The organism is Chryseobacterium sp. MP_3.2 (assembly GCF_035984805.1).
Lineage (GTDB): Bacteria > Bacteroidota > Bacteroidia > Flavobacteriales > Weeksellaceae > Kaistella.
Genome location: NZ_JAXCHW010000002.1, coordinates 61,173 through 74,742 on the forward strand (window position 1 = coordinate 61,173; position 13,570 = coordinate 74,742).

At 33.9% G+C, this 13,570-nt stretch carries 13 protein-coding genes; 11 read left to right on the forward strand and 2 right to left on the reverse strand.

From position 1 onward, the window contains the following. Window positions 1–40: 40 nt before the first annotated feature. From RCH13_RS04350 to RCH13_RS04395, 10 genes are all read left to right on the forward strand, one after another. Window positions 41–937, forward strand: coding sequence for an NAD-dependent epimerase/dehydratase family protein (locus RCH13_RS04350; RefSeq protein ID WP_326986009.1), 897 nt, complete (start codon window positions 41–43; stop codon window positions 935–937). After that, the gene (locus tag RCH13_RS04355) at window positions 937–1,935 is read left to right on the forward strand and encodes an MraY family glycosyltransferase (RefSeq protein ID WP_326986010.1); all 999 of its coding nucleotides are present in this window, start codon (window positions 937–939) and stop codon (window positions 1,933–1,935) included. The genes RCH13_RS04350 and RCH13_RS04355 overlap by 1 nt, the downstream gene beginning before the upstream one ends. A gap of 150 nt (window positions 1,936–2,085) precedes the next feature. Further along, window positions 2,086–3,099, forward strand: a complete 1,014-nt coding sequence (locus tag RCH13_RS04360; RefSeq protein WP_326986011.1) for a Gfo/Idh/MocA family protein — start codon at window positions 2,086–2,088, stop codon at window positions 3,097–3,099. 12 nt (window positions 3,100–3,111) lie between these two features. Next, complete coding sequence (rfbC, locus tag RCH13_RS04365) at window positions 3,112–3,657, forward strand: dTDP-4-dehydrorhamnose 3,5-epimerase (RefSeq protein WP_326986012.1); 546 nt, start codon at window positions 3,112–3,114, stop codon at window positions 3,655–3,657. A gap of 9 nt (window positions 3,658–3,666) precedes the next feature. Further along, window positions 3,667–4,746 (forward strand): dTDP-glucose 4,6-dehydratase, encoded by a 1,080-nt coding sequence (gene rfbB / locus RCH13_RS04370; protein ID WP_326986013.1) that lies wholly within the window; start codon window positions 3,667–3,669, stop codon window positions 4,744–4,746. Between the two features lie 40 nt (window positions 4,747–4,786). Continuing rightward, window positions 4,787–5,095 carry a four helix bundle protein gene (locus RCH13_RS04375; RefSeq protein ID WP_326986014.1) on the forward strand — a complete coding sequence of 103 codons (309 nt, stop codon included), beginning with the start codon at window positions 4,787–4,789 and terminating at the stop codon, window positions 5,093–5,095. A gap of 157 nt (window positions 5,096–5,252) precedes the next feature. Beyond that, window positions 5,253–6,110, forward strand: a complete 858-nt coding sequence (rfbA, locus tag RCH13_RS04380; protein WP_326986015.1) for a glucose-1-phosphate thymidylyltransferase RfbA — start codon at window positions 5,253–5,255, stop codon at window positions 6,108–6,110. Window positions 6,111–6,243: 133 nt separating this feature from the next. Continuing rightward, the gene (locus tag RCH13_RS04385; protein ID WP_326986016.1) at window positions 6,244–7,461 is read left to right on the forward strand and encodes a sodium:proton antiporter; all 1,218 of its coding nucleotides are present in this window, start codon (window positions 6,244–6,246) and stop codon (window positions 7,459–7,461) included. Between the two features lie 46 nt (window positions 7,462–7,507). Continuing rightward, on the forward strand, window positions 7,508–8,809 hold the full coding sequence (rimO, locus tag RCH13_RS04390) for a 30S ribosomal protein S12 methylthiotransferase RimO (protein WP_326986017.1): 1,302 nt from the start codon (window positions 7,508–7,510) through the stop codon (window positions 8,807–8,809). A gap of 340 nt (window positions 8,810–9,149) precedes the next feature. Beyond that, window positions 9,150–9,521, forward strand: coding sequence for a septal ring lytic transglycosylase RlpA family protein (locus RCH13_RS04395; protein ID WP_326986018.1), 372 nt, complete (start codon window positions 9,150–9,152; stop codon window positions 9,519–9,521). 129 nt (window positions 9,522–9,650) lie between these two features. On the opposite strand, the gene RCH13_RS04400 is transcribed toward RCH13_RS04395, so the two are convergent. Both RCH13_RS04400 and porX read right to left on the reverse strand, forming a co-directional pair. Further along, on the reverse strand, window positions 9,651–10,412 hold the full coding sequence (locus RCH13_RS04400) for an exodeoxyribonuclease III (protein WP_326986019.1): 762 nt from the start codon (window positions 10,410–10,412) through the stop codon (window positions 9,651–9,653). A 138-nt stretch (window positions 10,413–10,550) separates the two neighbouring features. Further along, the gene (gene porX, locus RCH13_RS04405) at window positions 10,551–12,092 is read right to left on the reverse strand and encodes a T9SS response regulator signal transducer PorX (RefSeq protein ID WP_326986020.1); all 1,542 of its coding nucleotides are present in this window, start codon (window positions 12,090–12,092) and stop codon (window positions 10,551–10,553) included. A gap of 230 nt (window positions 12,093–12,322) precedes the next feature. Here porX and RCH13_RS04410 point away from each other — a divergent pair, with 230 nt between their 5' ends. Then, the gene (locus RCH13_RS04410; RefSeq protein WP_326986021.1) at window positions 12,323–13,534 is read left to right on the forward strand and encodes an HD domain-containing protein; all 1,212 of its coding nucleotides are present in this window, start codon (window positions 12,323–12,325) and stop codon (window positions 13,532–13,534) included. Window positions 13,535–13,570 lie beyond the last annotated feature (36 nt).

Here is a 13,570-nt window from a genome sequence, read left to right on the forward strand (position 1 = left end):
CTATTTAATTTGCAGATATTTCATTAATAAGAAAATTTCTATGAAAACTATAATTACAGGAATATCTGGTTTTGTCGGTCAGAATTTATCAAAATATTTGATAGCTCATGGAAACGTGGTTGAAGGCTTATCATTGCGAAAGAATGATTGGAAGTTGAAGACCTCTGCTGATGTAATTATTCATCTTGCAGGCAAAGCTCATGACACCAGTAATTCTGCTGATCCGCAATCATATTTCACCGTAAATAGAGATCTAACAATCAAATTGTTCCAACAATTTTTAACATCAGAAATTAAGGATTTTATTTATTTCAGTTCTGTGAAAGCGGTTGCAGATACGGTGGAGGTTTTATTGGATGAAAATGTACATCCCAATCCACTTACACCGTACGGAAAATCAAAATTAGAAGCGGAGGAATTTTTATTAAAGCAAACCTTACCTGCTGGAAAAAGACTCTTCATCATTCGCCCTTGTATGATTCATGGTCCGGGGAATAAAGGAAACTTGAATTTATTATACCAAGTGGTGAATAAGGGAATTCCTTGGCCCTTAGGATCTTTTAGCAATGAGCGATCATTTCTTAGCATTGATAATCTTAATTTCTTAATTTTAAAAATGCTCACTTCAAAAGACATTTCATCAGGTATTTATAATTTTGCAGATGATGACAAACTATCGACTAATGATTTAATAGAAATTATTGCAAAAGTCTCCGGCAATAAATCTAAAATTTGGAAGATTAATAGTGGTTTAATTTCAGGTTTTGCCAGAGCAGGAGATTTTTTAAAATTACCTTTGAATTCTGAACGTTTAAAAAAACTGACAGAAAGCTACGTCGTTTCTAATACTAAAATTAAAATGGCTTTAGGAATTGATCAACTTCCAGTTTCAGCTCAGGAAGGGTTAATAAAAACCATAAAAAGTTTTAAAAACTAATGGAGTATTTTATCATTACCATCGCTTTATTTGTCGTGATGCTGGTTTATTTCAAAATAGCCAACAAGTATAATATCATTGATAAACCAAATCATAGAAGTGCACACACGGAAATTACATTGCGCGGTGGTGGTATTATTTTCCCCATTGCATTTTTGTTTTTCATTACCTATGAAGTTTTATTTAAAGATTATGAATTTTTTTTAGACAATATGGTAGAGCCAAACTTTTGGATTTTCGGTGCAGGCTTATTGTTGATTTGTATTATCAGTTTTGTAGATGATATGATTGATTTATCAAGCAAGGTTCGATTAGTATTTCATTTCATTTCCGTGACTTTGTTGCTTTATTTTTTGAATGCATTTCAATTACTGCCGTGGTGGGCAATTCCAATATGTTATATTTTAATTATCGGTATTCTTAATGCCTATAATTTTATGGATGGAATAAATGGAATGTCCGGCATTTACAGTTTAGTCGTGTTCGGCGCATTATTTTATATTAATCAGAACGTAACTAATTTTGTGAATGCAAACTTCATCATCTATCCTATAATTGGATGTTTTGTTTTTCTATTTTTTAATTTTCGCAAGAAAGCGAAATGTTTTCTAGGAGATATAGGAAGTCTGGGGATTGCGTTTTGGATTATTGCTTTGGTTGCATTGCTTATTATCAAAACTGAACAATATAAGTGGATACTCTTATTATCTGTATATGGAGTAGAGACCATTTTCACAATTCTTGAGCGATTAAAATTAAAAGAAAATATCTTTGATGCACACCGCCGTCATTTATATCAGCTTTTTGCGAATGAGAAAAGAATTTCTCATCTCGTCGTCAGTTCAGTTTATGCTGGTCTTCAACTTTTCATTAACTTAATCGTGATTTTAGTCAATTGGCCTGATTGGATGAATTTTTTAGTAATTTTACTGCCGTTTGTAATTCTATATTTAGTAGTAAAATTGAGAATTAAAAAACAGATCGCAGATATCAATTAAAATGATTATAAAAGAAATAGAATCTGCGTGATAATGTAAATGGCGGTTCGAACTTTCTTTACAGAAATATAAATCTATCATCTTAAAATACAAACCTTATGCAAAAAAAAATTAAACATAATTAATTTGTAGATTACATCAGACTTCTTAATGGAAAAAAAAGTAAAAATAGCAATATTAGGCTACGGGCATATCGGTAAAAAGCATGCAGAGATGGTGGCTCAAAATCAAGACTATGAATTGGTTGCTCTAATCGATCCAAAGTTCTCAATGGAGGTATTAATCAATAAAAATCCAGTTTTCCATTTCCAACAATTAGAAGATTTCCTTAAAAGTAATATTAGTGCCGATATTGTGGCAGTGTGCACGCCTAATGGATTACATTTCAACCAAGCAAAAATTCTTATTAATGCTGGAATTAATGTGATTGTTGAAAAACCCATTGCTCTTAAATCTGATGAGGCGATAGAGTTAGAACAATTAGCGCTTGAAAAGGAGTTGCATATTTTTCCAGTGATGCAAAATAGGTTCTCTCCACCAGCAATATGGTTAAAAAGTCTTATGGAATCGAAAGTTTTGGGGAATATATTTATCGTGCAGATTTCCTGTTTCTGGAATCGAAATGATCAATATTATACCAAAGAATCCTGGCGAGGAACAAAGGATTTAGATGGAGGAACACTTTTCACTCAATTTTCGCATTATTTAGACATTATGTACTGGCTGTTTGGAGAAATCACGAATATCAAGTCAAAGTTTGCTGACTTTAACCATGCCGATCTCACAGAGTTTGAAGACAGTGGTATTATTACTTTTGATTTTGATTCCGGAGGAATGGGAAGCTTCACTTTCTCTACGTCTGTGTGGAATGAAAATTTAGAAAGTTCACTGACCATTATTGCAGAAAATGGTTCTATAAAAGTAGGTGGGCAATACATGAATCACGTAGAAAAATGTATTATTAAAGATTATATTTCACCTCAGTTGCCTGAAACTAATCTCGCGAATGATTATGGTTCGTTTAAAGGATCCGCACAAAATCATCAATACCTCTATCAAAACATAATTGATTTTCTACGGGATGGAAAAAAAGTACACACCACTACAGACAACAGCGCACACGTACTGAGAATTATAGAAAATATATACGCTCAAAAAAACTAAAATAAGATTTTCATGAAAATTAAAGAAACCCCTTTGAAAGACTGTTATATTATCGAACCTACAATATTTGAGGATGACCGTGGTTATTTTTATGAAAAATTCAACGAGCAGAAATTTGAAGATTTAACTGGATTAAATGGTCATTTTGTTCAAGATAATATTTCTAAATCTTCCTACGGAGTTTTACGCGGCATTCATTTGCAAAAAGGAGAACATGCTCAAGCAAAATTGGTTTCCTGCTTGGAAGGGAAAGTTTGGGACGTTGCTGTAGATTTAAGAAAAGATTCGCCTACTTTCGGTCAGTGGTTTGGAATTGAATTAAGTCCAGAGAATAAATTGCAATTGTATGTTCCGAGAGGTTTCGGACATGGTTTCTCTGTTTTGAGTGAGACGGCAATTTTCTCCTATAAATGTGATAACTATTACAATAAAGATTCGGAAGGAAGTGTAATTTGGAATGATAAAGATCTTACTATAGATTGGAAACTTCCAGCAGATGTGATTCAGCTTTCGGAAAAAGATGTTCAACTTCCCTCTTTTAAGGAACAAAATTTTTAAAAATTAGCAATGAAAAATATTATCATCACTGGTGGTGCCGGATTTATTGGTTCCCACGTTGTTCGGGAATTTGTGGAGAACAATCCACATTCAAAAATTATTAATCTGGATGCTTTAACCTATGCCGGAAATCTGGAAAATTTAAAGGATATCGAAAACGAACCCAACTACGTTTTCGAGAAAGCAGACATTACAAAGCCCGAAGAATTACGTCCGATTTTTGAAAAATATAAACCTGATGCAATTGTCCACTTAGCCGCAGAAAGTCATGTAGATAGAAGTATTGTAGATCCAAGTGCTTTCATCAACACGAACGTAAACGGAACTGCAAATTTATTGAATTTAGCGAGAGAATTCTGGACTCTGAACCCAGATCATCAACATGGAAATTTCCCAGGCAACAAAAGAGACTTCTTATTTTATCACGTTTCTACGGATGAGGTTTATGGAAGTTTAGGCGAAACGGGTTTCTTTTTAGAAGATACAGCTTATGATCCGAAATCACCGTATTCTGCAAGTAAAGCGGCTTCTGATCATTTGGTTCGTGCTTACGGAAATACCTATGGAATGCCTTTTATCATTAGCAATTGTTCCAATAATTATGGTCCAAATCATTTCCCGGAAAAATTAATTCCGCTTTGTATTTCTAATATTTTAAATGGAAAACCGCTTCCAATTTATGGAGATGGAAAATATACAAGAGACTGGCTTTACGTGGTAGATCACGCAAAAGCGATTCATCAAATATTTAATGAGGCTAAAACTGGCGAAACCTACAATATCGGAGGTTGGAATGAGTGGAAAAATATTGATTTGGTAAAAGAATTGATCAAGCAAATGGATGCTAAATTAGGCAATCCTGCAGGTCATTCAGAAAAATTAATAACCTATGTAAAAGATCGTCCCGGTCACGATTTACGTTACGCGATCGATGCTACAAAATTGAATAAAGAACTCGGTTGGAAACCATCTGTAACTTTTGAAGAAGGTTTAGGAAAAACAATTGACTGGTTTTTGGAGAATAAAGAATGGCTGGATCATGTAACAAGTGGCGATTATCAAAAATATTATACTAAACAATATAATTAGTATTTGAGTTTTTGAATCATTGAGTATTTGAGTTTAAAATGTGAAAATTTTAATTATGGCTTTTGTAAAATTTCATAAAGATTTAATTGTTTATCAGAAAGCATTTTCTGCAGCAATGGACATTTATGTGATTTCTAAAAAGTTTCCCTCTGAAGAAAGATACTCCTTAACTAATCAAATAAGAAGATCTTCTCGTTCTGTAAATGCAAATATCACCGAAGCGTGGAGGAAAAGAAGATATGAAAAATCTTTTATTGGTAAATTAAACGATGCAGATGGTGAAGCCGCCGAAACTCAATATTGGTTAGATTTTGCATTTGCTTGCGAATATATAGATGAAAAAACGTAATCAGATTTATACAAAGCATATGATGAAATTCTTGGAATGATAGTGTCAATGACTATCAATTCTGAAAAGTGGACATTTTCTGAACAAAAAAAATAACTTCAGAAATAATATTTCAAATACTCAAATACTCAAATACTCAAATACTCAAATACTCAATATGAAAGGAATAATACTCGCCGGAGGTTCCGGTACCAGACTTTATCCACTAACAATCGCGGTAAGCAAGCAATTGATGCCTGTTTACGATAAACCCATGATTTATTACCCGCTTTCTACGCTACTTTTAGCAGGGATTAAAGAGATATTAATAATTTCAACACCACATGATATAGGCGGTTTCGAAAAATTATTGGGAGATGGATCGTCTATCGGTTGCAAGATCTCCTACAAAATACAGCCAAGTCCAGATGGTTTAGCGCAAGCTTTTATTTTGGGCGAAGAATTTATCGGCGATGATTCTGTGGCTTTGGTTTTGGGCGACAATATTTTCTACGGAGCAGGTTTGCCAGAATTATTAGCCAGTAAAACCAATGTGAAAGGTGGTTGCGTTTTCGCCTACCAAGTTTCTGATCCAGAAAGATATGGCGTAGTGGAATTTGATGAAAACAACAAAGCCATTTCCATTGAAGAAAAACCTGACGAACCAAAATCCAATTTTGCCGTTCCAGGATTGTATTTCTATGATAATTCCGTAGTAGAATTTGCTAAAAATCTCAAACCTTCACCACGTGGTGAATTGGAAATTACCGATATCAACAAAATTTACCTTGAGAATGGAAATCTGGAAGTTGGCGTAATGTCTCGTGGAACAGCTTGGTTAGACACGGGAACTTTTGATTCACTGCATGAAGCTTCCGAATTTGTAAAAGTTTTGGAAAAAAGACAAGGTTTTAAAATTTCTTGTATTGAAGAAATCGCCTATAAGAAAGGATTTATCAACAAAGAGGAGCTTTTAAAATCCGCTGAAAAATACGGAAAAAGTGGGTACGGTGATTATCTAAAAAACTTGATCTAAGGGAAGTTATTTTCTGCGCAATAACTTTTCAAAATTCATGAATAGGATGAAATGAAGGGGTCTAGTAAAGACCGATTACTCGCATAAAATTAAAAATCTCAAATTTATTTGAGATTTTTTCTATATTTACCTAATGGCTGAACTATTTATCATTGGAATTTGTCTGGTTTTACTCATTGCCTATATCTTTGATATTACCACAAAATTCACAAAAATTCCTTCTGTTATATTTTTACTCGCAGCTGGATGGCTTTTAAGACAGGCAAGTAAATTTTTCGGTTCTGGTATTCCCGATTTTACTGTAATCTTACCGATTCTAGGAACCGTAGGATTGATATTAATCGTTTTAGAAGGTTCTTTGGAGTTAGAATTAAACAATTCCAAAAAGGTGATGATTAAAAAATCAATGTTTGTTGCATTGATTCCAGTAATCCTGATCGCGGTGGGTTTTGCCATTTTCCTTCAATGGGAATGGGATGTTCCCTTTAAACAGGGATTGATTAACATGATCCCATTTGCCATTATTAGTAGTTCTATAGCAATTCCGAGTGCAGTTAATTTAGCGACTTCTAAGCGCCAGTTTATTACGTATGAAAGTAGTTTGTCCGATATCATTGGAGTAGTATTTTTTAATTTTGCTACTTTCGGAACAGCCATTACACTAAGTGGAGGTTTTCATTTTGTCGGACAATTTTTTCTTATGCTCATCATTTCCATTGTTGCATCCTTGGTTTTAGCGTTTCTTTTGGCAAAAATTGATCATCATATCAAGTATGGTCCTATTATCATTCTCAACATTTTAATCTATGAAATCTCCAAAATTTATCACCTTCCAGCTTTAATCTTTATCCTCTTTTTCGGATTGGTTTTGGGTAATATCGATGAGTTGAAGAATGTTAAACTGCTTCGGAATTTTCAGTTTACCAAATTGAATAAAGAAGTGAAGCATTTTAAAGACGTAGTGGTAGAAGCAACTTTCGTTGTAAGATCATTATTTTTTATTGTTTTTGGATTTGTTTTAAAAACAGAAGACATCATCAATCAAGATTCTTTAGTGTGGTCAATTTCCATTGTTATATCAATATTTGCTATCCGATTTATTGTTTTGAAACTGGCCAAAATAGAGAATCAACCATTACTCTATATTGCGCCGAGAGGATTAATTACCATTCTCCTCTTCCTCAGCATTACACCAGTAGAGAGAATCCCGCTTTTAAATGAATCTGTAGTGGTGCAGGTTATTTTACTTACAACAATCATCATGATGATCGGATTAATTTTTGAAAAAAACGTCGAAGAAGTTCGTGGAAACGCCGACGAGCCAATCCCAAAGAAAATTTTATCTGATTAATTTTCTCCTTTAATATCGCTATCTTTGCGCCCACAAAAATTTTATAATGCGTACGAAATCAGTCGGTAAAAAGAAAATCAACATCGTAACCCTGGGTTGTTCCAAAAATGTTTATGATTCTGAAGTCTTAATGGGCCAGCTAAAAGCCAATGGAAAAGATGTGGTACATGAAGACCGTGGAGATATTGTTGTTATCAATACCTGTGGTTTTATCGATAATGCCAAAGAAGAATCCATCAACACCATCTTAGAATTTGTAGAAGCGAAGAATAGAGGGGAAGTTGAAAAAGTTTTCGTAACGGGTTGTCTTTCTGAAAGATATATGCCAGATTTAAAACGTGAAATTCCTGATGTTGATCAATATTTTGGAACGCGTGACTTACCTATTTTATTAAAGCATTTAGGTGCAGATTATAAGCATGAGTTGGTAGGAGAAAGAATGACTACCACTCCAAAACATTACGCCTATTTAAAGATTGCGGAAGGTTGTGATCGTCCTTGTTCATTTTGTGCAATCCCTTTGATGAGAGGAAAAAATATTTCCACGCCTATTGAAAATTTAATCATCGAAGCTGAGAAATTAGCGAAAAAGGGAGTGAAAGAATTAATTTTAATTGCTCAAGATTTAACGTATTACGGTTTAGATTTATATAAGAAGCGCGCTTTAGGAGATTTGTTATTAAGATTGGTGAAGGTAGAAGGAATTGAGTGGATTCGTTTGCATTACGCTTTTCCCACAGGTTTTCCAGAAGATGTTTTAGATATCATTAGAGATGAACCGAAAGTCTGTAATTATATCGACATTCCTTTACAACACATCAATTCTGATTTGTTGAAAGCGATGAAGCGTGGAACAAATCACGAAAAAACCGATGCACTCTTAAATAAATTTCGGGAAAAAGTTCCCAATATGGCTATTCGTACAACCCTAATTGTAGGATTCCCAGGGGAAACGGAAGAGAAATTTCAAGAGATGAAAGATTGGGTTCGTGAACAAAAATTTGATCGTTTAGGATGTTTCACTTATTCTCATGAAGAAAATACTACTGCTTATGCATTAGAAGATGATGTGCCACAGGAAGTAAAAGAAGCCCGCGTGGAAGAAATCATGGAATTGCAATCTCAAATCTCTTGGGAAAAGAACCAAGCGAAGATTGGCCAGACTTTCCGATGCATCTTTGATCGTAAAGAGGGCAACTACTTCGTAGGTAGAACAGAATTTGATTCCCCAGATGTAGACAATACCGTTTTAGTTCCTGCGGAAAATACGTATTTGTCGATTGGCGAATTTGCTGATATTAGAATAACCTCCGCAGAAGAATTTGATTTGTACGGTGAACTGGTTTAGCGATTAATCAATGATCAGTGAAAAAATTGATAATTACTTAAAAGATAAAGAGAAAAGCTTCCAATTTACTAGGAAGCTTTTTTATTGCCCTTAGTGTTGCTTATCAGGGGATTTATAGTGGAAAATAACAGTTATTATGCAATGGTTAGTTAATAATATTAACAATTGACGTATGATTTTAACATAAATTAACAACCTTTGTCAAAGCCTATGAAAAGTGAATATGCGAACGTTGTTAACAAAAAATTAACTTTTCGTTAACGGAGTTTAACCCTTCGGATGTTGCGGGTGAAGAATTCGGAATAAATTTGCAAAGTCAAAACCAATAAAATAATTCAAAATGATGAAAAGAGGATTACTCCTAATCATAATGATGATTTCAACACTTAGCATTTATTCTTTTAGCAAGTATAATGCCGACAATGTCAGAACAAGTATTGCATCATTCTACCACGACAAGTTTAACGGTAGAACCACAGCCAGCGGAGATATATTTTCTAACAAGAAAATGACTGCAGCAAATAGAACACTTCCTTTCGGTACAATGCTGAAAGTAACCAATTTAAGAACAGGAAAAACCGTAATAGTAGAAGTTAATGACCGCGGTCCTTTTCATTCTTCCAGAGCGCTGGATCTTTCTAAAGCGGCATTTGATGCCATCGGAAATACCTCTCGCGGTACGATGCCAGTTGAATATGAAATTCTTGATTAACAAATCACGTTGATAAACTAAAAGCCGATTCTTTGGAGTCGGCTTTTTTATTTGGACAAAAATTTAATGTTATTGTTTATTTTTTGATGGATGTTCAGTCCATTAAAGGTTACATCGTAAAGAAAATAGTTAAGAAAATTCCACCAAAACCGGACAATGATCCGAATGGAAAACTTCTTTTAGAATGACCGCTCTGGATAATTTATTTTCTAATGTCCTGGAAACAAAATTATAATCCAATCTCCATCCTTTATTATTGGCTCTTGCATTTTGGCGGTAACTCCACCATGAATAATGATCAGGTTGCGAATTAAAATGTCTAAAACTGTCTATCATTTCGCATTCCTCCATAAATTTGGTCATCCATTCTCTTTCCATCGGTAGAAAGCCAGAGGTGGTGGCTAAACCTTTCGGATTATGAATATCTATGGCTTCATGACAAATATTAAAGTCGCCGCAAATGATCAGGTTTGGAATCGTTTTCTTTAATTCTTTAATGTAATCCAAAAAGTCAAAACAAAACTTCATTTTAAAATCAAGTCTTTCAATGTTGGAAGCAGAGGGAACATAAACAGAAATTACGGAAAATTCCTCGAAATCTGCACGCATTATTCGTCCTTCCGAATCATAATGTTCAATTCCACACCCATATTCTACATGCTTTGGTTCCAGTTTAGATGCGATTCCGACTCCAGAATACCCTTTTTTTTGGGCAGAATGCCAATAACTGTGGTATCCAATTTCTTGTAAACTCTTAATATCGATTTGATCCGTTCCTGCCTTGCTTTCTTGGATGCAAATGACATCAGGATTAGCAACTTTCATCCAGCCTAAAAAATCCTTGCCAAAAGCAGCTCGAATTCCGTTCACATTATAAGAGATAATTTTCATAAAATACATTGTTTTCAAAAATACGATTCTCAATTGCGTTTTGCAATAATTTGAAGAAACATCAACCAATAAAAAAGCGGAAAAAATCTTTGATTTTTTCCGCCCTTAGAACCCATAGTAAATAAACTATGAAAAAAACTATTTGGGCTCTAAAACACAAATAGGAATAATCACTTCCTCTAAAGAAATCCCACCATGTTGATATGTTTCCTTATAATAATTCACAAAGTGATTGTAATTTTTTGGGTACGCTAAAAAGAAATTATTCTTCGCGAAAATATATTTTGAGCTTAAATTTCCTTTGGGTAAAAATAATTTTTCAGGATTATCAATCGCCCAAACATCGCCTTTTTCGTACGTTAAACTTCTTCCGGTCTTGTACCGAATATTAGTGGAAGTTTCTCTGTCACCCACAACTTTACTAGGTTTTTTCACGTAAATAGTTCCGTGATCCGTTGTTAAAACCAGCTTGAAACCGTTATCTGCCGCTTGCTTGATAATCTTGAGCAAAGAGGAATTTTCAAACCAATTGTAGGTAAGCGATCTAAAAGTTTTGTCATCTCTAATCAATTGATTTACAATAACATTATCTGTTTTAGCGTGAGATAAAATATCGATAAAATTATAAACGATGACCAATAAATCATTGTTTTTATGCTGATTAAAGTCTTCTAAAATCTTCTTCTCGAAATCTGAGTTCAAAATCTTCAAGTATTTCATAGACTTACCGGAAAGTCCCAAACGCTTCATTTGATCTTCTAAAAAATCTCTTTCATGCTCATTTTTATTGCCTTCCTCATTATCATTGATCCATTGATTCGGGAAACGTTTCTCTATCTCAGAAGGCATTAAGCCTGCAAAAAAAGAATTTCTCGCATATTGCGTTGCCGTCGGAAGAATACTGAAGTAATAATCTTCGGACGTCTTGGTGTAAAACTTGGTGAAGAGTGGTTCAATAACTTTCCACTGATCATAACGCAGATTGTCAATCATCAAAAGGAGTACTTTCTCTTTTTCAACTTCTGGCTTCACTTTATCCTTAAATAAGGTATGGCTCATCATTGGTTTATCCGAAGAATTTAACCAATCTTCATAATTATTTTCGATGAATTTTGAAAACTGAATATTGGCTTCCTCTTTCTGAGACTGCAATAGATCTGAAAATTCATTATCAAATACTTTATCAAACTTGATTTCCCAATTCAGAATTTTTTTATAGTATTCAGCCCATTCTTGGTACGTTCGCAAGTAGGAAAGTTCCATAGAAAGATTCCGGAATTCTTGTTGGTATTCTAGAATCGTTTTTTGTTCTACCAAAGTGTCTTCTTGCAAGTTTTTCTTTAAAGAAAGTAAGACTTGATGCGGGTTTACGGGCTTTAAAATATAATCTGCAATCTGGGAACCGATGGCTTGCTCCATAATTTGCTCTTCTTCATTCTTCGTAACCATTACAATTTTAATGGCAGAATCTATATTTTTAATCATCGGAATTGCTTCTAATCCGCTAATTCCGGGCATATTTTCATCTAAAAGAGCCAATTGAAAATTTTCTTTTTCAATCATTTCCAAAGCTTCATTCACATTATTTACGGGAGAAACGTGATAACCCTTTTTTTCTAAAAATACGATATGAGGTTTTAATAAGTCTACTTCATCATCAATCCAAATTAATTTTGACATATAAAAAATTAGGTAATTATGCTTGAGGTTCAAGGTATTTGAACCGTTATTGAAGTCCCAAAAATACAGCGAAATATTCCTAAGTTTAATGTAACACACGTTAAAGTTGCGTTAAATTTCAAAGCAGTTTTCGTCCTAATAAATAGGTAATCAACACCTTTTACGAAGAGAAAACCTTAAATTTGTCTCTTCTTAAAATTAAAGTTTCAGAAAAAATCAAATCGAAGATAATGACCAATAAATTAAAAATTATCAATGATCCAGTTCATGGGTTTATAAAAATTCCGCACGAGATTTTATTTGATGTCATAGAGCATCCTTATTTTCAAAGATTGCGCAGGATTTCTCAAACAGGTTTGTTGAATTTAATTTTTCCGGGTGCTACTCATACCAGATTTCACCATGCTTTAGGTGCCATGCATTTAATGTTTACCGCCTTGGAAACTTTAAAATTAAAAGGAGTTTCCATCTCTAAGGAAGAGGAAAAATCCGCGATGTTAGCAATTCTAATGCACGATATTGGTCATGGTCCCTTTTCTCACGCTTTAGAAAAAATGCTGATGGATGATTGGCATCATGAAAAACTCTCCATTTTATTAATGAATAAAATGAATGAAACTTTTCAAGGTCAGCTTTCATTGGCGATAGAAATGTTTCAAGGGAAATACCAAAGAAAATTTTTCAATCAGCTTATTTCATCTCAATTAGATGTAGATCGGTTGGATTATTTGAAACGGGATAGTTTTTATACGGGCGTTTCTGAAGGAAATGTCAATACACAGCGGATTATTTCAATGATGAATGTTTGCGAAGATGAATTGGTCATTGACTCCAAAGGAATTTATTCTATCGAAAATTTTCTTACCGCCAGAATGTTTATGTATTGGCAAGTGTATTATCATAAAACTTCGGCTTTAGCAGAGCATTTGCTTGTCAAAATTTTGGATCGAGCGAAGGTTTTGATTTCTCAAGGTCAAGATTTGCCCTGTTCAGAGAATCTTCATTATTTTCTGCACAAAAATCAATTTGCGGATCCTACGGAAGAAGATGTGCAGCGTTTTACGGAACTTGATGATAATGACGTCATTCAAGCCATGAAATTTTGGACAAAAAGTGAGGACATTATTCTCTCTTACTTGTGCAAAGCCGTGATTGAAAGAAATTTTCCGAAGAGCATCATTTCATCCGAACCCTTTTCAGCAGACTTTATAAAAGATAAAGTAGAAAAAACGAATTTATTCTTTAATATTACCAATGGCGAAGAACTAGTAGACGAAATTTCACGCAGTTTACTTCCTTATAATAGTACCTACCAACCCATAGAATTGCTAGAAAAAAACGGAAAAACCATTACCTTAGAAAAGGCGGAAAATCAAATTTTATCCAATAGCATCAATGAGCTGAATACCAAGTATATCTTAAGCTTCCCCCGAGAAATCTAGAATTTTATTTTTAGTTTAAAGAATTCCATATATTTT

Excerpts from the sequence above, each read along its gene's own strand:
- RCH13_RS04355 (WP_326986010.1), top strand. The coding sequence starts at position 937 with ATGGAGTATTTTATCATTACCATCGCTTTATTTGTCGTGATGCTGGTT.
- RCH13_RS04395 (WP_326986018.1), top strand. The coding sequence starts at position 9,150 with ATGATGAAAAGAGGATTACTCCTAATCATAATGATGATTTCAACACTT.
- rfbC (WP_326986012.1), top strand. The coding sequence starts at position 3,112 with ATGAAAATTAAAGAAACCCCTTTGAAAGACTGTTATATTATCGAACCT.
- porX (WP_326986020.1), bottom strand. The coding sequence starts at position 12,092 with ATGTCAAAATTAATTTGGATTGATGATGAAGTAGACTTATTAAAACCT.
- RCH13_RS04400 (WP_326986019.1), bottom strand. The coding sequence starts at position 10,412 with ATGAAAATTATCTCTTATAATGTGAACGGAATTCGAGCTGCTTTTGGC.
- rfbB (WP_326986013.1), top strand. The coding sequence starts at position 3,667 with ATGAAAAATATTATCATCACTGGTGGTGCCGGATTTATTGGTTCCCAC.
- RCH13_RS04410 (WP_326986021.1), top strand. The coding sequence starts at position 12,323 with ATGACCAATAAATTAAAAATTATCAATGATCCAGTTCATGGGTTTATA.
- RCH13_RS04385 (WP_326986016.1), top strand. The coding sequence starts at position 6,244 with ATGGCTGAACTATTTATCATTGGAATTTGTCTGGTTTTACTCATTGCC.
- RCH13_RS04360 (WP_326986011.1), top strand. The coding sequence starts at position 2,086 with ATGGAAAAAAAAGTAAAAATAGCAATATTAGGCTACGGGCATATCGGT.
- rimO (WP_326986017.1), top strand. The coding sequence starts at position 7,508 with ATGCGTACGAAATCAGTCGGTAAAAAGAAAATCAACATCGTAACCCTG.
- rfbA (WP_326986015.1), top strand. The coding sequence starts at position 5,253 with ATGAAAGGAATAATACTCGCCGGAGGTTCCGGTACCAGACTTTATCCA.
- RCH13_RS04350 (WP_326986009.1), top strand. The coding sequence starts at position 41 with ATGAAAACTATAATTACAGGAATATCTGGTTTTGTCGGTCAGAATTTA.